This is a genomic window from Nonomuraea sp. AD125B (assembly GCF_041402765.1).
GTDB lineage: Bacteria > Actinomycetota > Actinomycetes > Streptosporangiales > Streptosporangiaceae > Nonomuraea > Nonomuraea bangladeshensis.
On sequence record NZ_JBGLOU010000003.1, the window covers coordinates 309,299 to 332,662 of the forward strand.

At 70.4% G+C, this 23,364-nt stretch carries 15 protein-coding genes; 10 read left to right on the forward strand and 5 right to left on the reverse strand.

The features are described 5' to 3' along the window. Nucleotides 1-71 precede the first annotated feature (71 nt). Nucleotides 72-812 carry a FadR/GntR family transcriptional regulator gene (locus tag ACBR40_RS10510; protein WP_344206792.1) on the forward strand — a complete coding sequence of 247 codons (741 nt, stop codon included), beginning with the start codon at nucleotides 72-74 and terminating at the stop codon, nucleotides 810-812. A 155-nt stretch (nucleotides 813-967) separates the two neighbouring features. Then, nucleotides 968-2,458: an arabinofuranosidase catalytic domain-containing protein gene (locus ACBR40_RS10515; RefSeq protein ID WP_371248523.1), complete on the forward strand. Its 1,491-nt coding sequence runs from the start codon at nucleotides 968-970 to the stop codon at nucleotides 2,456-2,458. Here the strand turns inward: ACBR40_RS10515 and ACBR40_RS10520 are convergent. Genes ACBR40_RS10520 through ACBR40_RS10535 form a run of 4 tightly spaced genes read right to left on the reverse strand, consistent with a single transcriptional unit; the run spans nucleotide 2,449 to nucleotide 6,584 of the window. Further along, nucleotides 2,449-3,633 carry a mandelate racemase/muconate lactonizing enzyme family protein gene (locus ACBR40_RS10520; RefSeq protein WP_371248524.1) on the reverse strand — a complete coding sequence of 395 codons (1,185 nt, stop codon included), beginning with the start codon at nucleotides 3,631-3,633 and terminating at the stop codon, nucleotides 2,449-2,451. The two genes, ACBR40_RS10515 and ACBR40_RS10520, sit on opposite strands and share 10 nt — an antisense overlap. A 1-nt stretch (nucleotide 3,634) precedes the next feature. Beyond that, a complete protein-coding gene (locus ACBR40_RS10525) occupies nucleotides 3,635-4,462 on the reverse strand; it encodes a carbohydrate ABC transporter permease (RefSeq protein ID WP_371248525.1) in 828 nt (275 codons plus the stop codon). Continuing rightward, nucleotides 4,462-5,424 carry a sugar ABC transporter permease gene (locus tag ACBR40_RS10530; protein WP_344206787.1) on the reverse strand — a complete coding sequence of 321 codons (963 nt, stop codon included), beginning with the start codon at nucleotides 5,422-5,424 and terminating at the stop codon, nucleotides 4,462-4,464. The genes ACBR40_RS10525 and ACBR40_RS10530 overlap by 1 nt, the downstream gene beginning before the upstream one ends. A gap of 2 nt (nucleotides 5,425-5,426) precedes the next feature. Beyond that, complete coding sequence (locus tag ACBR40_RS10535; RefSeq protein ID WP_371248526.1) at nucleotides 5,427-6,584, reverse strand: ABC transporter substrate-binding protein; 1,158 nt, start codon at nucleotides 6,582-6,584, stop codon at nucleotides 5,427-5,429. A 329-nt stretch (nucleotides 6,585-6,913) separates the two neighbouring features. Here ACBR40_RS10535 and ACBR40_RS10540 point away from each other — a divergent pair, with 329 nt between their 5' ends. The 6 genes from ACBR40_RS10540 to ACBR40_RS10565 all read left to right on the forward strand — a co-directional run bounded on the left by ACBR40_RS10540 (nucleotide 6,914) and on the right by ACBR40_RS10565 (nucleotide 16,639). Then, on the forward strand, nucleotides 6,914-7,603 hold the full coding sequence (locus tag ACBR40_RS10540; RefSeq protein WP_344206785.1) for a FadR/GntR family transcriptional regulator: 690 nt from the start codon (nucleotides 6,914-6,916) through the stop codon (nucleotides 7,601-7,603). 322 nt (nucleotides 7,604-7,925) lie between these two features. Further along, entirely contained in the window at nucleotides 7,926-9,281 is a 1,356-nt protein-coding gene (locus ACBR40_RS10545) for an RICIN domain-containing protein (RefSeq protein WP_371248527.1), read from the forward strand. An 88-nt stretch (nucleotides 9,282-9,369) separates the two neighbouring features. Next, the gene (locus tag ACBR40_RS10550) at nucleotides 9,370-12,195 is read left to right on the forward strand and encodes a glycoside hydrolase N-terminal domain-containing protein (RefSeq protein WP_371248528.1); all 2,826 of its coding nucleotides are present in this window, start codon (nucleotides 9,370-9,372) and stop codon (nucleotides 12,193-12,195) included. 41 nt (nucleotides 12,196-12,236) lie between these two features. Beyond that, on the forward strand, nucleotides 12,237-12,578 hold the full coding sequence (locus ACBR40_RS10555) for a hypothetical protein (RefSeq protein WP_371248529.1): 342 nt from the start codon (nucleotides 12,237-12,239) through the stop codon (nucleotides 12,576-12,578). A 134-nt stretch (nucleotides 12,579-12,712) separates the two neighbouring features. Next, a complete protein-coding gene (locus ACBR40_RS10560; RefSeq protein ID WP_371248530.1) occupies nucleotides 12,713-12,886 on the forward strand; it encodes a hypothetical protein in 174 nt (57 codons plus the stop codon). Nucleotides 12,887-13,417: 531 nt separating this feature from the next. Further along, nucleotides 13,418-16,639, forward strand: a complete 3,222-nt coding sequence (locus ACBR40_RS10565) for a glycoside hydrolase N-terminal domain-containing protein (RefSeq protein ID WP_371248531.1) — start codon at nucleotides 13,418-13,420, stop codon at nucleotides 16,637-16,639. 1,032 nt (nucleotides 16,640-17,671) lie between these two features. On the opposite strand, the gene ACBR40_RS10570 is transcribed toward ACBR40_RS10565, so the two are convergent. Next, nucleotides 17,672-18,364, reverse strand: coding sequence for a DUF998 domain-containing protein (locus ACBR40_RS10570; RefSeq protein ID WP_371248532.1), 693 nt, complete (start codon nucleotides 18,362-18,364; stop codon nucleotides 17,672-17,674). Nucleotides 18,365-19,082: 718 nt separating this feature from the next. Here ACBR40_RS10570 and rox point away from each other — a divergent pair. Continuing rightward, nucleotides 19,083-20,510 carry a rifampin monooxygenase gene (rox, locus tag ACBR40_RS10575; RefSeq protein WP_371248533.1) on the forward strand — a complete coding sequence of 476 codons (1,428 nt, stop codon included), beginning with the start codon at nucleotides 19,083-19,085 and terminating at the stop codon, nucleotides 20,508-20,510. Between the two features lie 104 nt (nucleotides 20,511-20,614). Continuing rightward, nucleotides 20,615-23,326 carry an AAA family ATPase gene (locus ACBR40_RS10580; protein WP_371248534.1) on the forward strand — a complete coding sequence of 904 codons (2,712 nt, stop codon included), beginning with the start codon at nucleotides 20,615-20,617 and terminating at the stop codon, nucleotides 23,324-23,326. The last annotated feature ends 38 nt before the right edge of the window (nucleotides 23,327-23,364 follow it).

A 23,364-nucleotide genomic window follows, 5' to 3' on the forward strand; every position in this document is an offset into this window, starting at 1 on the left:
GGTCCCGCCTCCGAGCCTGGGAGGGCGACCTCATCAGCCATACTTTGTAGGTACGGCGAGGAGGAAGCACAGTGACCGACACCCCCCACGAGAGCGCATACCGGCCGGGTTACGAGGTGGCGGCCGAGCAGGTACTCGAACTGATCGTCCGGCTCGGCCTGCGTCCGGGCGACCGCATGCCGACCGAGAACGAGCTGGCCAGGCAACTGGGCACCAGCCGCACGGTGGTGCGCGAGGCGGTGAAGATCCTCTCCGCGCTCGGCCGGGTACGCGCCCAGAAGGGCCGCGGCCTGTACGTCGCCGACGGCGAGGGGATGTTCGGCACCGGGCGCTGGGCCTCCTTCTTCCTCCCGACCGACCTCGACCACGTCTACATGCTCTTCGAGTTCCGCCGGGCGCAGGAGATGGAGACCAGCAGGCTGGCCGCCCGCCGCGCCACGCCCGCGGAGCTGAGGGCCATCGAGGAGGCGGCCGGTGTGTGCCGCCACGGCTTCGAGACCGGGCAGGAAGACCTGTTCAACAAGGGCGACAACAGCTTCCACAACGCCATCGCCACGGCCTCGCACAACATGTTCCTCCAGGTGGCGGTGCGGGAGGCCCGCAGGCTGCAGGCGCAGTCCAACCTCATCGGGCTGAGCGGCTCGGTGGGCGGGCACGCCGCCAAGGCCGTCGAGGAGCACGACGCCATCTACCAGGCCATCCACGCCGGCGACCCGGAAGCGGCCGCCCAGGCCGCGGCCACGCACATCGACAACACCCTCGACGACTACCGCAGAGAGATCCAGCAGCGCCTCTTCTCCTCCCACGAATGAACGTTTCATGGAGCCCGGCCACCGGCGTCACCGATGAGCGTGCTTCCGGCAGGCCGCCGGACAGGAGGGAGTCTTGACAGCCGGTCCGCCCGTCATATGTGCTTCGCCGGACACCGCGGCTGTCTCCGTCTCGCCCTGTCTCCAAGGAGTACGACATGCGGCCTTCAACCGTTCCCTTATCGGGCTCCCGGGCGGCCGTCCTCGCGGCTGTGGTGGCGGCGCTGGCGACCCTCCTGGCCACGACCCTGACCTGGTCGGCGCCGGCCTCGGCGGCGACCACGCCGCTGGTGGGCGCGGGGTCGGGCCGGTGCCTGGACGTCAACGGAGCCTCGCAGACGAACGGCGCGCAGGTGCTGATCTGGGACTGCAACGGGCAGTCCAACCAGCAGTGGACGTCGACCGCCGCGACTGAGCTGCGGGTCTACGGCAACAAGTGCCTCGACGTGAACGGCGCCGGCACGGCCGACGGCACCGCCGTGATCATCTGGGACTGCAACGGCCAGAACAACCAGAAATGGCGCCTCAACACCGACGGCACCATCACCGCGATCGGCGCGAACAAGTGCCTGGACGTGTCAGGGAACGGCACCGCCAACGGCACCAAGGTGCAGATCTGGGCCTGCCACGGCGGCGCCAACCAGAAGTGGACCACCGGAGCCGGGCCCACCCCGCCGCCGCCCGGCGGGCGCCCGTGCGACATCTACGCCTCCGGCGGCACGCCGTGCGTGGCCGCGCACAGCACGACCCGGGCGCTCTACGGCTCGTACAACGGCAACCTCTACCAGGTCAGGCGCTCCTCCGACAGCACGACCAGGAACATCGGCGTGCTGACCGCGGGCGGCGTCGCCGACGCCGCGGCCCAGGACTCGTTCTGCGCCGGCACCACGTGCGTCGTGACCGTCGTGTACGACCAGTCCGGGCGGGGCAACGACCTGTGGTACCAGGGCTCCAGCGTGGTCCCCGGCTCCCCGCAGAGCAGGCCCGCGATCGCGACCACCGAGTCACTCACCGTCGGCGGCGGCAAGGCGTACTCGCTCTACATCAATCCCGGCAACAGCTACTGGCGGGACGGCCACCTGACCGGCGTGCCCACCGGCAGCGCGCCCGAGGGCATGTACATGGTCACCAGCGGCACCCACGTCAACGGCGGCTGCTGCTTCGACTACGGCAACAGCGAGACGACCAGGAAGGCCGACGCCGCCGGCGCCATGGACGCCATCAACTTCAGCGTCCAGTGCTGGTTCGGCGGCTGCCAGGGAGGCGGCCCCTGGGTCCAGGCCGACCTCGAATGGGGGCTCTACCCCGGCGGCAGCCAGTCCTGGAACCCCAACCAGCGGACCTTCCCGCACAAGTTCGTCACCGCCACGCTGAAGAACAACGGCACCAGCCGGTTCGCCATCAAGGGCAGCAACGCGCAGTCCGGCAGCCTCTACACCCTGTACGACGGGCCGCTCCCCAACGGATACAGCCCGATGAAGAAGCAAGGGGCCATCATCCTGGGCAGCGGCGGCGACTGCTGCAAGCCCGACGGCGGCGCCAACCTCAGCGCCGGAACCTTCTACGAAGGAGCCATGGTGGCCGGCTATCCCACCGACGCCACCGAGAACGCCGTCCAGGCCGACATCGTCGCCGCCGGCTACCGCTGAGTCGCCTGACGCCAGGTCTGATCGACGCCGTCCGCGACCGCCAGCAGCCGTCGCCCGGCGTGCTCCGGCCGGATGTGGGGGCCCTGCTCGGCCCTCGCGTCCGGCCGGCGGGCGGAGGCGTTGATCGCGTACTCGTCGATCGTGATGCCGAGGCCCGGCGCGTCCCCGAGGATGAACGCGCCGTCCTCGACGTGCAGGTCGAGCGACAGCCCGAGCGGGGGGCTCAGGTCCTGCAACTCGCTGGCCAGGTGGTTCGGCACCGACGTCGCGGCGTGCAGCAGCGCGACCGGCATGTTCCCGATCGGGCTGACCGGCAGGTCATGGGCGTGCGCCAGCGCGGACACCCGGAGGAAGTGGGTCACCCCCCAGACCACGGCCGTCTGGACGACGTCGACGGCCCCCGCGGCCAGCAGCGGGCGGAACTGCTCCAGTCCGGTGAGGTTCTCCCCCGTGGCGACGGAGGCGCGGATCCCGCGACCGACCACGGCCAGGCCCTCGGCGTCCCACCGCCGGACCGGCTCTTCGATCCACGTGAGATCGAGGCTGCGTTCGAGCTCGCAGACGTGCCGGACCGCCTGCTTGCGGGTCCATGCCTCGTTCACGTCGAGCATCAGGCCCGGCCGCGATCCGTGCCCGGCCTCGGTCAGGACGTCCCGTACCAGGGTCAGGCGGTGCCGGTCGCGTTCGATGTCGAGGCCGCCCTTGAGCTTGGCCGCGCGCAGACCGTGCTGGGCGTAGACCTGGTAGACCGAGACGAGCTCGTCGTCGGTCAGGCCGATGTCGATGCCCGAGGCGTAGGCGGGCACCCGCCGGTCGCGTCCGCCCAGCAGCCGCCAGAGCGGCTCGCCGGCCGCCTGGGCCTTGATGTCCCACAGGGCGGTGTCGAGCGCGCCGATCGTGCCGAACACCGCGCCGGCGTGGCCGGCCTTGAAGGTCTGCCGCAGCATGCGGTCGTAGAGCGCCGTCACACCGCGCGGGTCCTCGCCCTCGATCGCGGCGAACACGGCGTCGATCTCCACGTGCGGCCCGAGGCCGATGCCGGTGATCCCCTCGTCGGTCTCCACCATGACGAGCGGCACCGGGACGACGCCGTCGGCGAAGACACCGTTGGCGTCGCCGACGGGACGGCCCCATTCCTGGACCGTCGTCGTGGTCCGATACCCCGTGATCCGCATGTCAGCCCTTCGTGGAACCGGCCGTGACGCCGTCGGCGATCTGGCGCTGGAGGAACAGATAGATCATCAGTACGGGTACGGCGGCGATCAGGACTCCCGAGGCGAAGGCGGGGACGTCGTCGGAATACTGTCCGCGCAGCGCGTTGACCCCGATCATGAGAGTGCGATGCTCGGGCGACGGCATCATGAGCAGGGAGATCAGCACGTCGTTCCAGCAGAACAAGGCGTCGAGAATGCCGACCGACAGCAGGGCGGGAACGCCCAGCGGAAGCATGATCCGCCGGTACACCCCGTACACCGTGTTCCCGTCGATCCTGGCCGCGTCGACGATCTCCGCGGGAATGGTCCTGTAGTGGCTGGTCATCAGGAAGACGGTGAAGGGCAGGAACTGCGCGACGTAGGCCAGGATCAGTCCCGGATAGGTGTCGATGAGCCCGCCGTCGGCCATGATCCTGGTGAGCGGCACCATGATCACCTGGAACGGGACGAACAGTCCCGCGAGACAGCCCAGGAAGATCACCGAAGAGCCGCGGAACCGGAGCCGGCTCAGCGCGAAACCCGCCATCGACCCGAACAGCAGCAGCAGGGCCACGGCGAACGCCACGACGATGAACGAGTTGACGAAGTAGCGCGCCATTCCGGCGCCGGCCCACGCCGCGGCGAGATTGTCCCAGCTCAGGGAGCTCGCCGGGGAGAACCGGTCGAGGATGTAGTCGCGGCGGGTCTTCATCGCGACGTTGGCGGTGAACACGAGTGGATAGATCGTCGCCAGCGCGAGGAGGGCCATGGGGACGACGGCCACCCACCTGGCCAGACGCCTGCCGGCCATCAGTCCTGCCTCCCCGCGCGGCGGAGCAGCGTGATCTGCAGGAGCCCCACCACGAGCATGACGACGAAGAGAACCGTCGAGGCGGCCGAGGCGAGCGCCGGCTGGTTCATCTGTCCCTGCTGGTGCCAGATGTAGAACTCCGGCAGGTAGGTCGATCCCTCCGGACCTCCGCTGGTCATGACGAAGAGCAGGCCGAACATGGACGTCAGCATCCCGATCATCGTGGTCACGAAGACGAACTGAATGGTGCGGGTCAGGCTCGGGATGATCACGTGCCAGATCGTCTGGCGGAGCGACGCGCCGTCCACGCGGGCGGCGTCCAGCAGCGAGGCGTCCAGGGTGCTGAATCCGGCGAGGAACACCACCAGGGCCATCCCGAACGTCGCCCATATGTGCACGCCGACGACCGTGAACATGGCGAGGCCCGGATCGCCGAGCCAGTCGACGGGGCCGACGCCGACCGTCCCGAGCAAGGCGTTCAGCGGGCCGTCGTACCCGAGCATGAGGTTGAAGATCGCCCCGACGATCACCGGCGAGAGCACGGCCGGGAAGAAATAGACGCTGCGGTAGACCCGGTGACCCGGCACGCGCAGATAGATGAAGGTCGCGAGCAGACCCGGGATCGCCACCGCCACGGGAAGCAGCAGCACCAGCAGCCCGACGTTGCGCAGCGAGGTGCGGAACAACGGGTCGGCGGCCAGCTCCAGGTAGTTGCTCAGGCCGACAGGCGTTCCGTTGAGCTCGCCGTCGCCGGTGAAGGAGAAGTTGACCCCGAGGACCAGCGGCCACAGCCGCAGCACCACGATGATCAGTACGGCCGGGGCCACCAGGACGTAGGGGGCGAGGCGCTCCGCGCGCCACCGACGGGCGTCCCGGCGGCGTCCCTGGTGCGTGACGGCCGCCGCGCCGGCCCGCCCGGAGCCGGCCGGGCGGACCAACGGCGACGGGCTTCCGATCGGCACGCTCAGCCCGCCCGGTCGGAGGCGGCCAGCTGCTCCACGACCTTGTCCACGGTGGTCGAACCGCTCAGGAGCTGCTGGGAGAGTCGTCCCATCAGATCCAGGGTCTTGGAGGACAGCGCCACGTGCAGTGCGGGCCTGCCGGTCTTGATCTCGGAGGCGATCGCGGCGACGGCCGGGCCGGCCTGCGCGAAGTCGATCGTCGTGTCGGACGCGATCGCGCCGGCCTTCGAATAGAACGCCGTCAGGGCGTCGGTCGAGGTCAGGGAGCGCACCAGATCGGCGGCCAGCGCGGGGTCCTTCGTCCACTTGGCGACCGCGTAGCCGATGCCGCCGTCGTACGGAAGGCTCGGGGTGGCTCCGCTGGTGACGACGGGGGCCGGCATGACGCCGATCTTGTCGGGGGGCAGGAACTCGCCGAAATCCTTCCAGTGCCCGACGTCCGACATCAGCCCGATGATGTGCGCGGCCTTGCCGGTCTCGAAGACCCTGAAGATGTCGGTGAACATCGCGGTGGAGTTGGCGCCTTCGTTGTTCAGCCCCTTGTCGCCGGCCTCCTTCCACAGCTCGAAGATCCGCCGCACGTTCGGAGAGGTCCAGTCGCGCTTCCCGGCGATCCAGTCGTCGTACTCCTGAGGCGTCAGGACGCCGGACCCGAGGCCCGACAGGAAGAACTGGATCCCGGCGCCTTCCTTGTTGCCGAGCGCGAAGCAGGTGGCCCCGGTCGCCTTCTTGACGGCGGCGCAGCCGTTGACGAACGCGTCCCAGGTCTTGGGCGGGTTAGCCGGGTCGAGGCCGGCCTTCTCGTAGAGGGTCTTGTTGTAGTAGATCGGGTGCCCCTGCAGGGTCACCGGCGCGGCGTAGATCTTGCCGTCCTTGCTGAAGGCGTCCCAGCCCGCCAGCCGGCTCTTGTCCTCGGTCACGTACAAGTCCAGCGGAAGGAGCGCGTCGACCCGGTCGCGGATCTGTCCTCCCCCGTTGAACAGCATGACGTCGGGCCCCTTGCCGGCCTGGATCGCCGTGCCGAGCAGGGTGTAGTACTGGTCGAACGGCTGGGCGACGAACTCGACGGTGACCCCTGGATGCCGCTTGGCGAAGTCGGCCTTGGCCTTCTCGATGTAGCCGGCCGCGGCCGGTTCACCGGACTTCCAGTCCCAGACCAAGAGCTTCTGCTGCTTCTGCGTCGAGTCCCCGGAGGGTGACGGGGTCCGGGCCGCGCTCCCGCAACCGGCTGAGACCACCGCCATGACCAATAAGGCCGACCACAATGCTCGCTGCTTCATCGCTGCCCGCTTCCCGAGAGGACCGCTGGACCAGGCGCAAACATAATTCGTATGACGTATAACGTCAATAGGGACTGACGTATACTGGCGCGGTGGCGTCGCCACATGCCAGGCCACCGGAGGGATCAATGACGGCATCGCAGGAAGCGCCTGGCGGCGTCCCGGCGTCACCGGCCTGGGTACGACGTCCTGCCAGCCTCGCCAGAGCGGTGACCGCCGAGCTGGTGGAGCGCATCGTCCGCGGGGTGCACCCGCCGGGGACCTCACTGCCCCCCGAACCCGCGCTCTGCGAAGCCTTCTCCGTGAGCCGCACGGTCGTGCGGGAAGCCGTGAAGATCCTCCAGGAGAAGGGGCTGGTGCAGGTCCGCCAGGGCGCCGGCACCATGGTGACCCCGCCGGCGATGTGGGACATGCTCGACGAGCTCGTGCTCGCCGCGACCATCGCCGCGGAAGACAGCCTGGCGATTCTCGACGACCTCGTCGTCACCCGGCGCGTGCTGGAGTCCGACATGGCCAACGTCGCCGCCCGCGTGGCCGGGCCGGACACCGTGGAGCAGCTGCGGGCGCTGGTGGATCGGATGGACGAGCTCGTGGACGACCCGATGACCTACGCCGACAGCGACCGCGCCTTCCACGACACGATCATGCAGGCGTCGGGGAACCGCATCGCCCGTGGCGTCGTACGCGCGCTGGAAAGCCAGGTCGTCAGCACCGCCCGCTACCTGGGCCGGACCGAGCGGGCGCTCTGCGTGGCGTCGAACCTCGGCCACCGCCGCATCTACGAACGCATCGCCGCCCACGATCCCGCGGGCGCCGCCGAGGCGATGTTCAACCACATCACCGAGGCCTGGATCGTGCGCCGCAGCGGCCCGGCCGATCCCGTACGGCTGCGGCGTTAGCGCCCGTCCGCGCCCTCGGAACCGATTCGATCGCCGGCTGTGAAAGTTTCACCGCGACGCCTCAGCGTTGGCCGCGGCCGCTTCTCCTGGTCAGGCGCCGGAGGGACGGGGTCGCCTCACGCGCGGGCTCTCGACGTCGAGAAGGCCGAGTCTTGACAGGTCTTGTCACGGTCATATTTGCTCCGCTGCACCATCGCCTCCAGCCACAGGAAAGGAAGGAGAGCCCTTTACGGCGGCGTTGAGTTAGCGCTAACAAAGGCGGTGGGAACGGCTTCCCCTTTTGCGTTTTTCACCCCCCGAGAACGGCAAAGGAATTCGCGCCATGTCGAGGCTCAGGCACCTCTTCACCGCTGTTGCATCCGCCGTCCTGCTCGTCGCCCTGGCCACGGTGCACGCGGCCCTGGGCGACAGCGCGTCCCAGCGCCCCGCACAAGAGAGCGCCCTCGCGGGCACCGCGGGATGCGGCAGGACCCCGACGCTGAGAAGCGGTTCGCAGTCGATAACGACCAGCGGGAAAAACCGTAACTTCATCCTGAGAATTCCGGACAACTACAATAACAACACGCCCTACAGGCTTATTTTCGGATTCCACTGGAATGGCGGCACCGCCAACGACGTCGACGGCGGCGGAACCAGCGGATACCCCTGGTCCTATTACGGGCTCAGGGCGTTGTCGAACAACACCGCCATCTTCGTCGCGCCTCAGGGCTTCAACAACGGCTGGGCCAACTCGGGCGGCGAGGATGTCACCTTCGTCGACGACATGATCCGGCGCATCGAGGCGGACCTCTGTGTGGACACCTCCCAGCGCTTCGCCATGGGCTTCAGCTACGGCGGCGGCATGAGCTACGCGCTCGCGTGCGCCAGGGCGACGGTCTTCCGCGCCGTGGCGGTCTACTCCGGCGGCCAGCTCAGCGGGTGCAGCGGCGGCAACGAGCCCATCGCGTACATCGGGCTGCACGGTCTCAGGGATCCGGTGCTCAACATCTCCGCGGGCCGGTCGCTGCGTGACAGGTTCGTCAGGAACAACGGCTGCACCGCACAGAACCCGCCGGAGCCGGCGCAGGGCAGCCTGACGCATGTCGTCACCTCCTACTCGGGATGCCGGGCGGGATATCCGGTCGCCTGGGCGGCGTTCGACGCCGGCCACACCCCCGGTCCCGTGGACGGGAAGCCCGGCGACTTCGAGCCCGGCGAGAACTCCTGGACCCGGCCGGTGGTGTGGAACTTCTTCACGCAGTTCGGAGGCAGCGACCCGAACCCGACACCGACCGTCACGGTCACTCCGCCGACGTCGGGCGCGCTCAAGGGCGCGGGGTCGGGCCGGTGCCTGGACGTCAACGGAGCCTCGCAGGCCAACGGCGCGCAGACGCAGATCTGGGACTGCAACGGCCAGTCCAACCAGCAGTGGGCCTCCACCGGCTCGGGTGAGCTGCGGGTCTACGGCGGCAAGTGCCTCGACGTGAACGGCGCCGGCACCGCCGACGGCACCAGCGTGATCATCTGGGACTGCAACGGCCAGAACAACCAGAAATGGCGCCTCAACGCCGACGGCACCATCACCGCGGTCGGCGCGAACAAGTGCCTGGACGTGTCCGCGTCCGGCACCGCCAACGGCACCAAGGTGCAGATCTGGACCTGCCACGGCGGCACCAACCAGAAGTGGGCCCGCACCTGAGAGGCCGGGACCGCTGACCACGAGCACGCAGGCACGTCCACCCCCACGGGCTTGGAGAACCGAAATGGCCGATGTATCGCGAAGACAAGTGCTGAGATTCGGCGCGGCGGGAGCCGGTGCCGCGCTGTTGCCCCTGCAGTGGACGGCCGTGGCCCGGGCCGCGTCGGTGGCGCCCGCGGAGGTGCGGGCCGCGAACGATCTGGCCCTGTGGTACGACGAGAGCGCCGGAACGGAGTGGCTGCGCGCGCTTCCGATCGGGAACGGCCGCCTCGGCGCCATGGTGTTCGGCAACGTCGACACCGAGCGGCTGCAGCTCAACGAGGACACCATCTGGGCCGGCGGGCCGTACGACCAGAGCAACACGAGGGGCGCGGCGGCGCTGGGGCAGATCCGGCAGCTGGTCTTCCAGAACCAGTGGAGCCAGGCCCAGACCCTCGTCGACCAGAACATGCTGGGCAACCCTTCGGCTCAGCTGGCCTACCAGCCCGTGGGCGATCTGCGACTGACCTTCGGCAGCGCCTCCGGGGTCTCGGAGTACAACCGTGTGCTGGACCTGAGCACGGCCACCACGACGGTGACGTACCTGCAGAACGGCGTACGGTACCGGCGCGAGGTGCTGGCGAGCGCGCCGGATCAGGTGATCGCACTCCGCCTGACCGCCGACAAGCCCGGCTCGATCACGTTCTCCGCGACGTTCGGCAGCCCGCAGCGGACGACGCGGTCCAGCCCGGACGGCACGACGGTGGCGCTCGACGGCGTCTCCGGCGACCAGAGGGGCCTGGCCGGCAAGGTCAGGTTCCTGGCGCTGGCCCGGGCCGTCGCCGAAGGCGGCAGTGTCAGCAGCTCGGGCGGCACCCTGCAGGTGAGGTCCGCCAACAGCGTGACGGTGCTGATCTCCATCGGCTCCGGCTACGTGAATTACAAGGATGTCGGCGGCGACTATCAGGGCATCGCCCGGCGCCATCTCGACGCCGCCGTCACCCGGACCTACGACGACCTGCGCGGCCGGCACGTCGCCGACTACCAGCGGCTGTTCGGGCGCACGACGCTCGACCTCGGCCGTACCGCGGCGGCCGACCAGCCGACCGACGTGCGGATCGCGCAGCACGCCGGCGGCAACGACCCGCAGTTCTCGGCGTTGCTGTTCCAGTACGGCCGCTACCTGCTGATCTCTTCCTCGCGGCCGGGCACCCAGCCCGCCAACCTGCAGGGCATCTGGAACGACTCGCTGACCCCGTCCTGGGACTCGAAGTACACCCTCAACGCCAACCTGCCCATGAACTACTGGCCGGCCGACACGACCAACCTGTCGGAGTGCTACGAGCCGGTGTTCAGGATGGTCAACGATCTCACGGTCAGCGGCGCCCGCACGGCGCGGGTGCAGTACAACGCCGGTGGCTGGGTGACCCACCACAACACCGACGGCTGGCGGGGCAGCTCGGTCGTCGACGGCGCGACCTGGGGCATGTGGCAGACCGGCGGCGCGTGGCTGGCCACCATGATCTGGGACCACTATCTCTTCACCGGCGACCTCGACTTCCTCCGGCAGTACTACCCGGCCATGAAGGGGGCCGCGCAGTTCTTCCTGGAGACCCTCGTGGAGGAACCGACCCTCAAATACCTGGTCACGAACCCGTCGAACTCCCCCGAGCTGCCCCACCATGCGGGCGTCAGCATCTGCGCCGGACCCACGATGGACAACCAGATCCTGCGGGACCTGTTCAACGGCTGCGCCAGGGCGAGCGAACTCCTGGGCACCGACGCCGGCTTCCGTACGCAGGTCCTGGCCGCCCGCGACCGCCTCCCGCCGATGCGGGTGGGCTCACGCGGCAACATCCAGGAGTGGCTGTACGACTGGGTCGAGACCGAGCAGAACCACCGGCACATCTCCCACCTCTACGGCCTGCACCCCAGCAACCAGATCACCAAGCGCGGCACACCCGCGCTGTACACGGCCGCGCGGCGGACCCTCGAACTGCGCGGCGACGACGGCACGGGCTGGTCGCTGGCGTGGAAGATCAACTACTGGGCGCGGATGGAGGAGGGCACGCGGGCGCACGACCTGATCCGCGCCCTCGTGACGACGGCCCGGCTCGCGCCCAACATGTTCGACCTGCACCCGCCGTTCCAGATCGACGGCAACTTCGGCGCGACGTCCGGCATCGCCGAGATGCTGCTGCAGAGCCACAACGGCGAGCTGCACGTGCTGCCGGCGCTCCCGGCGGCCTGGCCGAGCGGGAAGGTGCAGGGTCTTCGCGGACGCGGCGGCTACACCGTGGACGCGACGTGGAGCTCGGGCGGGCCCACCGAGATCCTCGTCAGGTTCGACCGCGACGGCACGGTCAACGTGCGCGGCCGGATCTTCACCGGGACCTACCAGGTGGTCGACGCCACGACCGGCGAAGCCGTCAGCGTCACCAAACCCGAGAACGACGTCGTCAGACTGAGCGGCCAGGCCGGTCGTACGTACCGCATGACCGGATCCGCCGGCCCCCCGCCGGCGACGTACGTGCGGATCACGAACGCGACCACCGGCCTGGCGCTGGACAGCGGCGGCAACGTCGCCTCGGGGGCGAACCTCAAGCAGTGGAACTGGGACGGCAGCACCAACCTGCAGTGGCAGCTCGTGGCCCTGGGCGGCGGGTGGTACCGCATCGTCAACCGTACCAACGGCATGGTCGCCGACAGCTGGGGCAACACCGCCAACGGAGCCAACGCCAGGCAGGCCGCGTGGGACGGCGGCAACAACCAGCAGTGGCGCCTCAACAGCACGGGCAACGACCGCTACCAGATCATCAACCGCGGCACCGGCACGGCCCTCGACGGCATGGGCAACGCCACGTCCGGCTCCACCGTGGCCATGTGGACGCCGAACAACAGCACCAACAACCAATGGACCATCACGGGCGTGTGAACCCGGCGACGCTCGCGGGACCAGAACGAAGAGAGGACGGCGTGGGCGCGGTGCGCGATCCGCCGATGCCCTGCCTGCGGCCGGGCGTCGGGCGGATCGTCACCTCCCATGTCGGACAATCTACGGGCATGGATTCCGCAAGACGCGCTGTCACCCCGGAAGTCCTGACCATGCCGATCTACGCTGCCCGCATGGCTTTCGTTATCCCAGAGATCAAGGTCGGCCTCGCCGAACTCGGCGGCGGGCCTGACGCCTGGTGCGCAAAATGCGGCAAGCGTGCGAGCCTGTACTTCGTCGAGCCGGCGACCGGACGATTCACGTACGTCTGCGCGGCCGACGCCGGCCCTGAGCTGGAGGCGATGCTCCTGCGCTCCGCCGACTAGGCGAATCACCACCGCCGCCCCGACACCGTAGAACCGCGTACTGATGTCGTGCTGGACCGGCTGGAACGCCGCGGTCACATCACCCGGGTCTCCCAGAACGGCGCCTACGGCCTGGTCAACGCCAACAGCGGCAAGTGCGTGGATGTACCGAACCACTCCTCCGACAGCGGCGTCCAACTGCCGAGGGCAAGACCGGCGGCTCGGCCTTCAACCCGACGAGCTTCTACTCCTACCACCTCGACCCGGCCGCCGACGTGCCGAGCCTGCCGCGCACCTACGCCGGTCCCCAGGCGTCGATCGGGCTCTGAACTCCCGCTGACGGGCGGCGGCACAGGCACCGGATCATGTGTGCCCGACATGCCAAGACTGCAGGAAGACAGGTCGGCACTCAACCGTCGCGGGCGCCTCTGTCACCGTTGCCCGCCCGGGCCGAACCGCATCGTGGGACGCGGGTCCCGAGGGCGGGCAGGTGGGACGTGGTGGCGACGTGCCGGGCCTGCTCCCGTACCGGTCTGGGGACGCCGTCCGGTGACGGCTCGATCGCGCGACGTTAGGCGACGCAGGGCGCCGCCATCGTCCGAGACATCCGACATGAAGTGGCCTTTTGGCCGGGATGACCAGGCGATACCGCGTCAGCACCCCAAGACATCGGATGTTAACCCTTGCTAGTCGGGCATTTCACTGATATTTCCTTGGATCAATTCCTGTGATCGGAGGAATCCGTGCCTCACCCCCCACGACGACGGTTCGGCCCGGCCTTGATGGCCGTGCTGACGCTCGTCGGCGCTCTGTCCGCCCCCACAGTGGCCGGTGCCGCAGCCGCCCAGACACCCGATGACTTGACCCTCTGGTACGACAAGCCCGCGACCGACTGGGAGACTCAGGCGCTCCCCATCGGCAACGGGCCCCTGGGCGCCAAGGTGTTCGGCGGCGTCGCGACCGAGCAACTCCAGTTCAACGAGAAAAGCCTGTGGACCGGCGGCCCCGGCGTCTCCGGCTACGACTTCGGCAACTGGAGAACGCCGCGGCCGGGCGCCATCGCCGAGGTCCAGCAGCAGATCGACCGTGACGGCAAGATGGCGCCCAACGCCGTGGCTGCCAAGCTGGGCCAGTCCAAAACCGGCTTCGGCGCGTACCAGACGTTCGGCGACCTGTTCCTCGACTTCGCCGGCGCCCCTGCGGACCCCGCCGAGTACCGCCGCGAGCTGAGTCTGCGCGAGGCCGTGGCCCGCGTCGGCTACACCGCCGGCGGCGTGCGCCACGAGCGCGAGTACTTCGCCAGCAACCCCGGCAACGTCATCGTCGGCCGGATCTCGGCCGACCAGGGCGGCAAGGTGTCCTTCACGTTGCGGCACACCTCGCCGCGCCAGGACAAGACCGTCGCGGCCTCCGGCGGCAGGCTCACCATCCGGGGCCGGCTCGCCGACAACAAGATGACGTTCGAGGCCCAGATCCAGGTGATCGCGCAGGGCGGCACCCGTACCGACGCCGGGGACAAGATCACCGTCACCGGTGCCGACAGCGCCGTCTTCGTGCTGTCGGCCGGAACCGACTACGCCGACACCTACCCGGCTTACCGGGGCGATGACCCGCACACCAAGGTCACCGCCGCGGTGGACGCCGCCGCCGCCAAGAGCTACGACCAGCTCAAGGCCGCGCACGTCGCCGACTACCGCAAACTGTTCGACCGGGTGAAACTGGACCTCGGCGGCTCGACCCCCGCGATCCCCACCGACCGGCTGCGCAGGAACTACACCGGCGGCGCCTCGGCCGACGACCGGGCGTTGGAGACGCTGTTCTTCGCCTACGGCCGCTACCTGCTGATCTCCTCCTCCCGGGAGAACGACGTGCTCCCGGCCAACCTGCAGGGCGTGTGGAACAACTCCACCAGCCCGCCCTGGTCGGCCGACTACCACGTCAACATCAACCTCCAGATGAACTACTGGCTCGCTGAGCAGACCAATCTCCACGAGACGACCAAGCCGTACGACCGCTACATCTCGGCCATGGTGGCGCCCGGCAGGGTGACGGCGCGGGACATGTACGGCGCGCGCGGCTGGGTGGTCAACAACGAGACCAACCCGTTCGGTTTCACCGGCGTGCACGACTACGCCAGTTCCTTCTGGTTCCCCGAGGCCGCGGCCTGGACCACCCAGCACCTGTACGACAGCTACCGATTCACCGGCGACACGGCGTACCTGCGCGACACCGCCTACCCCGTGATCAAGGGGGCCGCCGAGTTCTGGCTCGACTTCCTGCACACCGACCCCCGTGACGGCAAGCTCGTGGTCTCCCCTAGCTACTCGCCCGAGCACGGTGACTTCTCGGCCGGCGCGTCGATGTCGCAGCAGATCGTCCGGGAAGTGTTCACCAACGCCCTCGCCGCGGCCAGGAAGCTTGGCGTGGACGAGGACTTCCAGGCGGAGGTGAGCGGCGCACTGGCCAAGCTGGACCCCGGACTGCGCGTCGGCTCCTGGGGACAGCTCCAGGAGTGGAAGACCGACTGGGACTCCGCGACCGACACCCACCGGCACGTCTCTCACCTGTACGCCCTGCACCCCGGCAACCAGATCACCACCGGCAGCCCCGAGGCCGAGGCGGCGAAGGTCTCGCTGACCGCGCGCGGCGACGGCGGGACCGGCTGGTCCAAGGCATGGAAGATCAACTTCTGGGCTCGGCTGCTGGACGGCGACCACGCCCACAAGATGCTCAGCGAGCAGTTGAAGGCGTCCACGCTGGACAACCTGTGGGACACCCACCCGCCGTTCCAGATCGACGGCAACTTCGGCGCCACCTCCGGCATGGCTGAGATGCTGGTGCAGAGCCAGCACGACGTGGTGCACGTGCTGCCCGCCCTGCCCTCGGCCTGGAAGAACGGTTCGGTGAGCGGCCTGCGCGCCCGCGGCGGCGTCACCGTGGACGCCGCCTGGAAGGACGGCGCGCCCGACACCGTCACCCTGCACCCGGGCAACTCCGGCCCGATCAAGGTCAAGTCGCCGTTCATCGCCGGGCGCTACCGCGTCTACGACGAGCGGGGCCACGAGATCGGCGCCCACCGCGACGGCGACACCCTGAGCTGGAACGCCGGCGCGGGCAGGACGTACACGATCCAGAACGAAGCCGCCGTCGCCCTACGCGTACCCGGCACCGCCACGCCGGGCACGCCGTTCGAGGCGAAGGTCACGATCACCGCGACCCGCCGCCGTGCGGTGCCGGCCGCCGACGTGACGCTCACCGTCCCGCGGGGCTGGACCGTCGTACCGGCCACCCGCCACCTGCCCGGCACGGCGCCGGGAAAGACCCGCACCGCGACCTTCACCATCACTCCGGGACCGGCCGAAGGCGCCCGGCAGGCCGTGCTGGCCGCCACTGTCACCGGCGACTCCTGGTCGGGCGCGGCCAGTGCCGTGCTAGCCCTGGAACCCTGTGCCCCGCCCCCGGCCGGCTCGGTCCTGGTCGCCTGGGATCCGAAGGAGGGCGGCACGGTCAACGATTCCTCCGGCAACCGCCGCGACGCCGTCGTCACCGGCGGCACCCCGGCCTATGACACGACCGCGCCCAGCGGCAGCGGGCTGGTGCTGGACGGCAACACGTACCTGACGACCGGCGCGACCTCGCTCGGGCTGGTCCGGGAGGCGACGTTCGCGGCGGAGGTCAAGATCGGCGGCAGCGGCTACCGCCGGCTGTTCGACTCCCAGCCATCCGGCGACCCCGGCACCGACGGCGTCCTCATCGATGTCACCCCAGGCAACACGATGCGCTTCATCGGCGCGGGCGCGAACGTCGGCCTGAACACGACCCTGCCTACCGGCCGCTGGATCGACCTGGTGGTCACCCTGGAGTCCACCGGCGCGATCACCGTGTACGTGGACGGCGAGCGCAAGGCGACCGGCCAGGCCACCTCCGACGGCATCACCGGCTGCACCGCCCGTCCGCTCCGCTTCGGCGCCGACCAGGGCGGCGGGCAGCGGCTGACCGGCGGCGTCGACCGGGCCGCCGTACTCGCCCGCGCGCTGGCTCCCGAGGAGGTGAAGGCCTGGCGGGACCTGACCGCCGCGTAGGTTCGCGCCATCGGAGGCGCTGCCAAGGGGCAGCGCCTCCGATGCCGTGAAGTGCGAGCCCACCAGCCCCGGCAGCAGCAGCTCCACCTGTGGCTCGGCGGCGGCGTTGCCGAGCACCACCAGCATGCGGCGCCCGGCCAGCACGCTGCGGTACATCGCCGCCCCCTCGCGGCACCCGGCCTGTGACGCTCGAAATCAGGTCGGGGGTCCTTGACCTGGGAGTTCGCCAGTCAGCTCGCGGATCGTGTTCGCCCTGGGCCACGCAGCGTGGGTCAGGATGACCCGCACGTCCTCGGCGGGGAAAAACGGCATCGAACGCCGGCGGCACCGGCGGCGACAGCGAGCCTGCGTCCGGTGCCGGTGGGTGATGATTTAAGACGTCGTTTCCGGGGCGGCGGCGGGTGCTCCGTACCAGCCAGATCGCCGTGGCGGTGGCGACGCCGAGCACGGCCGTGGACAGGGCCAGAAGCAGCGGCAGCGCTCTCGGACCGGCGCCGGTCCGGCGAGCCCAGGCCGGTCGTGTCGGCGTACGTCGGCGCACCCGCGGGCTCCCCTTGCACGTCCACGGTGCCTGCGCCAACGCCGGCATCTCGATCCGATACGTCAGCCGCTGCCCGGAGGTGAGCGGCACCCGGAAGTACGCCTCCTTACCGGGGATCACGGTGTCGGTGTAGCGGCCGTCGGTGAGCACGGGGCCGTCGCCGTAGGAGCCGCTGCCCACCACGGCAGGTGGTTCGATGATGAGAGTGAGTTCGAGCGGTGCGGTGGAGGTGCGGATCTGGTCGCCGCGGTTGTCCGCCTCGACCGTGTACCGGCCGGGTTTCTCGCAGGTGCCGGCGCCGCTGGGTTCGGCCGCCGCGGCCGTGGCGACGGGGGCAGGAGCGAAGACGCCGGCCAGGGAGAGCGCCAGCAGGATGGCTGTCAGAAGCCGCGACATGGACGACGTTAATGACAGGGACGCAAGGAGGCGCGGGAGCAGGTGTCACAGCCGGCGTTGATCGAGCGTGAGGTTCCGGATGGCCGGCTGCCCGCTCAGACCACGGTCAGGGCGATGCCGCCCCGCCGGATCGAAGCCAGCCGGTACTCCGCCAGGAGCGACACCCATGCCATGACGAGCGCGATGGCGAGGGCGAAGGCGACATTGGCCACCCTGGAGCCCTGCACGACGAAGATCGAGACCCAGGCCGTCACGAAGAGCGCACCGGTCACCATGCTGAGAGCGGCCCAGCCGCGACGGCCGGCCGCCGCGAACCGCCGGCCGAACGCGAGACACGCGGCGATCAGCGCGAGAAAGGCGACCCCGGAGACGAGGAGGTGCAGCATCCCCTGCGTGCTCATGCTCGTGGGCGGGCCGACGGGCGTCCCCGGCGGGAAGCCGTCGGCAGGGTCGGCGGAGAAGCAGGCAGCGGCGATCATCCCGGCGCCGAAGACGCCGACCAGTCGCGGCCCCCAAGTGCTGTCCCAGCCCACCGGACCACGAGCCCGGTGCAGGCCGGCCGCTCCGGCCACGAACAGCAGGCCGCTGACCGCGAAGTTGGCGATCTGAATCCACCCTTGGTCGCCGTTGCTCAGCATGCTGGCCGGGTAGCGGCTGATGTCGAACCCGTCCCTGGTGAGTATCTGCAGCAGGACCGCGATGATGTAGAGGGGGCCGGCGACGACGCCGCATGTCAGCAGCCTCCGTGTCGTGCCGCCGGCCGCTGTGGCGGTGAGGTTCTTCCTCATCGGTCTACTCCTTACGTGCCCGTTGGGGGGCGGTGATTCGGTCGACGATGTCGATCACTCTTCTTCTTCCTCTTCGTTCGAGCCGGGGCGTCCCTCCGGGGACGGCGTCTCGTCAAGCGGGTGGCGGCGCTCGCGCCGCGCGCGTGCGAGTTCGGTGCCCAGCGCGTCCAGGCGCTGGCTCCAGAACTGGCGGAAACGATCCAGCCAGATGCCGACCTCCCTGAGGTGCCTAGAGCGCCGTCGAACACGTCGAACGCGTGCGCGGCCCAATAATTTCAGTCTCGGCTTATATAAGTCAATCCTGAAAGAGTGGCGGATGGTCGGGGATGACCTCGTGGAGTGGTTCAAGCAGGCGGTCGACTGCCGCGGTCGTGCTGGGCGCTGCGCCTGCCGATGACTACATCCGCCCAGGTCATTGCTCTGCGAGGCGTCGCCTCGACGTACGCGAACTCCAGTCACCCGGGAGACGGAAACGGGTACGGCAAGAAGATTCCGCGGCGCCTGTCACCGAGCATGCTCGGTCACCCGGTCGATGTTCGGGCCGGCGTCGGACAAGGATCCCGACCTGAGAAAACGCGCCGGAGGGCTGTCCACTTGGAAAGCAGGAACGCCGCCCCCTGCCACTTCCAAGCTATAGCGCCCCCCGGGGCTTGCGGCAAGGCCCGGGTCATGCCCCAGACTTCCGGACCGGAAGTCGTACAACGCAGGGGGGCGGCATATGTTCGACGTGATCATCGCCGGTGGCGGGCCCACCGGCCTGATGCTGGCGGCCGAGTTGCGGCTGCACGGCGCGCAGGTGCTCGTGCTGGAGAAGGACGCCGAGCCGGCCCCGTACGCCAAGGCTCAGGGCCTGCACGTGCGCAGCATCGAGGTGATGGACCAGCGCGGCCTGCTGGAGCGCTTCCTCGCGCACGGCCGGAGGCACCCGCTGCGCGCTTCCCTCGCCGGGGCCGACCGGCCCGCGCCCGCCGGGCTGGACACCGCGCACGGCTACCTCCTCGCCATCCCGCAGACCGTCACCGAGCGCCTGCTGGCCGAGCACGCCGCCGGGCTGGGCGCGGAGATCAGGCGCGGCGCCGAGCTGACCGGCCTCAGCCAGGACGAGCACGGCGTGACCGCCGAACTGGGCGACGGCACGCGGCTGCGCTCGCGCTACCTCGCGGGCTGCGACGGCGGGCGCAGCACGGTGCGCAAGCTGCTCGGCGTCGGCTTTCCCGGCGAGCCGAGCAGACTGGACACCCTGCTCGGCGAGATGGAGGCGGACGAGGATCCCGGGACGATCGCCGCCACTGTCGCGCGGATCCGCGAGACCCAGCCGCGCTTCGGCCTGCTGCCGCTGAGCGACGGGATGTACCGGGTGATCGTGCCCGCCCTGAGCGTCGCCGAGGACCGTGCCGTGCCGCCGACGCTGGAGGAGTTCCGGCAGGGGCTCAGGGCGGTCGCGGGCACGGACTTCGGCGTGCGGGCGCCGCGCTGGCTGTCCCGTTTCGGCGACGCCACCCGGCTGGCCGAACGCTACCGCGACGGCCGGGTGCTCCTGGCGGGCGACGCGGCCCACATCCATCCGCCGGCCGGCGGGCAAGGGCTCAACCTCGGCATCCAGGACGCGTTCAACCTCGGGTGGAAACTCGCCGCCGAGGTCGCGGGCTGGGCGCCTGGCGGGCTGCTGGACACCTACGAAGCCGAACGCCGCCCGGTGGCCGCCGCCGTGCTGGACGACACGCGGGTGCGCATGCACCTGATGTCCGCCGAGCCGGGACCCCGGTCGGTGGGGCGGCTGCTGGCACGGCTGATGGAGTTCGACGAGGTGACCGCGTACCTCATCGAGCAGGTCACCGCCATCGGTGTCCGCTACGACCTCGGCGGTGGCTCCGAGCTGGTGGGGCGGCGGTTGCGGGACGTCCGGCTGAAGCGCGGCCGCCTCTACGAGCTGACGCGCTCCGGCCGCGGCCTTCTGCTCGACCGGACCGGCCGGCTCTCGGCCGAGGGCTGGGCGGAGCGCGTGGACCACGTCGTCGACCCCGGCGCCGAGCTGGACGTCCCCGCCGTACTGCTCCGCCCCGACGGCCACGTGGCGTGGGCCGGCGAGGACCAGGCGGAGCTGGCCGGCGTGCTGCCGCGCTGGTTCGGCGCTCCCTCCAGATAACCGGGATTATCCGCTGAAAGCCCATATGATCGGATTGGACGCAGCGAAGGTCGTGCACCTCTGGGCGATCGAGTGGATGCGCCCCTCTACTACTGAGGATCTTCATGCTGCACGGCCGTCAGACGGAACTGGCCCGGATCGATCAGCTGCTCGACGGGCCAGGCGGTGCTCTGGTGGTGCGCGGCGAGGCAGGCATCGGCAAGACGGCCCATCTGGAGTACGCCGCCCGGCGGACGTCCGGGCGCGTCCTACGCGTCACCGGGGTCGAGTCGGAGGCCGAGTTACCCTTCGCCGCCCTGCACCTGCTGTTGCGCCCCGTGCTCGACGGCGTCACCGCGCTGCCCCCGCAGCAGGCGGACGCCTTGCTGGGCGCGCTCGGCCTCGGCGAGGCGACCCAGGGCGACCGCTTCCTCGTCGGGCTGGCGACGCTCAGCCTCCTCGTGGAGCTGTCGAAGGAGGAGCCGCTGGTATGCCTGGTCGACGACGCGCAGTGGCTGGACAGCGAGTCGGCCGACGCGCTGGTGTTCGCCGCGCGCCGCCTGCACGCCGAGCCCGTCGTCGTTCTGTTCGCGGCGCGGGAGGACGGCGGCACGTTCCCCGGCGGCGGCCTGCCCGAGCTGTGGCTGGGCAAGCTCGACGCGGACGCGGCGGCCCAACTGCTGGCCGAGCAGGCGGCCGACCTGCCGCTGGCCGCCCGCGACCAGCTCGTCACCGAGGCGCAAGGCAACCCGCTCGCCCTGATCGAGCTGCCCCGCATGCTCGGCCCCGAACAACGGGCGGGCGCCTTCACCCCGCTGGCCTTCTCCCTCGCTCCGGTGACGGTGACGGACAAGGTGCTCGCGGGCTTCCGCAACCGGATCGCCGAGCTCCCCGCCGCCACCCGCTTCTGCCTGCTCGCCGCGGCCCTGGACGATCGCGGCGAGCTCAAGGCCCTCACCGGCGCGCTCGACCGGCTCGGCGCCTCGGTGACCGACTTCGCCGAGGCCGAGCGCGCGGGGCTGGTCCAGGTGAGCACGTCCTGTGTCGTCTTCCGTCATCCGCTGGTACGTACGGCGGTGCTGCTGGCCTGCGACATCGCCGCCCGGATGGCCGCGCACCGGGCGCTGGCCGAAGCCGTCGACGACGACCGGCGCGCCTGGCACCTGGCCGCGGTGACCCTGCAACCGGACGAGGGGGTGGCCGGAGAGCTGGAGAGCCTGGCGCTGCGCGCCCTGCAGCGCGGCGGCCAGGCCACGGTGTCGGCGGCGTACGCGCGGGCAGCCGAGCTGTCCGCCGACCCGGCCGACGCCGTACGCCGGTGGACGGCCGCCGCCGGGGCGGCCGCCGAGGCGGGGTTGAGCCGGCGCGCCGCCGAGCTGGTCGCCGCGGCGCAGCGGCAGGCGGGCTCGTCCGCTCTGGACAAGTCGGTCCTGGCAGAGCTCACCCGGGTGCGAGCACAGCTCGCGTTCGAGGCCGACCGGCCGCTTGAGGCCGTCCGGCTGCTGCAGGAAGGCGCCGAGAGGGCGGATCCCGCCACGATGCTCTCGCTGCTCGGCCTGGCCGGCTTCTACGCCTGGACCAGCGCGCCCCACCCCGATCAGCTCGCCCTGGCCCGCCGCACCGAGGAGCTGACACCGGACGGCGACGGGCTCGCGGGCGCGGTGCACGCGATCAACCGCGGCTTCCGCACGATGCTGGAAGGGGACACCACACCCGTCCCAGCCTTCCCCATCGGCTTGGGCGAGCTGGTGGCCGTTCCGTTCGAGGTCCGCATGGTCATCACCTTCCACGCGTTCGTCCGCGCGGAACGCGAAGAGATGCTCGCCGGCGCGGCCGCTCTGGTCGAGGAGTGCCGGGCGCAAGGTCGTCTGGGCCGCCTTCCTCAAGCCATGACGCTCCTCACCATCGCCCAGCTGACCGACGGGCGTCACCGGTCCGCGCGCGCCACGGTGGCCGAGGGCCTGAGCCTGGCCGCCGACGCCGGCCAGCCGTTCTGGCGGGGCTATCTGGAAGGCGTCCAAGCCTGGCTGTACGGGGTCGCGGGCATGGAAGAGGAGTGGGCGGCGTGCACCGCCGAAGCCCTGCGCCACGCCGACAACAGGTCCTGGCTGCCGGCCGGCACGTGGGCCGAGTACGGGCGCGTGATCCTCGACCTCGGCCTCGGCCGCCACAACGCGGTGCTCGACCGGCTGGACAGGGCGACGGAAGGCACCTCGCGGCATGCGTTCATCTGGGGGTATGCCTGGCCGGACTACGTCGAGGCGGCCGTCAGGGCGGGCACGCCGCGACGCGCCGACGAGGTCCTGCGCCGCTACGCGGCATGGGCCGAGGGTGTCGGGCAACCCGGTCCGCTCGCCGTACTGCATCGGGCCCGCGCGCTGCTGGCGTCCGACGAGCGGGCCGAGGGCCTCTACGAGCGCGCGCTCGCCGTGCACGGGCAGCACGAGCAGCCTTTCGACCAGGCCAGGACCCGCCTGGTGTACGGCGAGTGGTTGCGCCGCCACCGGCGGCGCACCGAGGCCCGCATCCAGCTTGAGGCCGCGATGGAGGCGTTCGACCGGTTGGACGCCGCCCCGTGGTCCGCCCGCGCGGCCGCCGAACTGCGCGCCACCGGCGCCTCGCCGGCCCGCCGCGCGAAGGCCGGCGACCTGCTGGCCGCGCTCACCCCGCAGGAGCTCCAAGTGGTACGGCTGGCCGTCACCGGGGCGTCGAACCGGGAGATCGGCGCGCAGTTGTTCCTGAGCCCGCGCACGGTCGCCTACCACCTGTACAAGGCCTTTCCCAAGCTGGGCGTCTCCTCGCGCGGTGAACTGGCCGCACTGGGCCTGATGACCTAAGCGAGCCCCGGCGGCTCCAGCAGGATGACGGAAGCGGC

What these genes read in the sequence shown, in the direction of transcription:
- rox (WP_371248533.1), top strand. Translation starts at nt 19,083, where the DNA reads ATGTTCGACGTGATCATCGCCGGTGGCGGGCCCACCGGCCTGATGCTG.
- ACBR40_RS10520 (WP_371248524.1), bottom strand. Translation starts at nt 3,633, where the DNA reads ATGCGGATCACGGGGTATCGGACCACGACGACGGTCCAGGAATGGGGC.
- ACBR40_RS10525 (WP_371248525.1), bottom strand. Translation starts at nt 4,462, where the DNA reads ATGGCCGGCAGGCGTCTGGCCAGGTGGGTGGCCGTCGTCCCCATGGCC.
- ACBR40_RS10545 (WP_371248527.1), top strand. Translation starts at nt 7,926, where the DNA reads ATGTCGAGGCTCAGGCACCTCTTCACCGCTGTTGCATCCGCCGTCCTG.
- ACBR40_RS10580 (WP_371248534.1), top strand. Translation starts at nt 20,615, where the DNA reads ATGCTGCACGGCCGTCAGACGGAACTGGCCCGGATCGATCAGCTGCTC.
- ACBR40_RS10515 (WP_371248523.1), top strand. Translation starts at nt 968, where the DNA reads ATGCGGCCTTCAACCGTTCCCTTATCGGGCTCCCGGGCGGCCGTCCTC.
- ACBR40_RS10570 (WP_371248532.1), bottom strand. Translation starts at nt 18,364, where the DNA reads ATGAGGAAGAACCTCACCGCCACAGCGGCCGGCGGCACGACACGGAGG.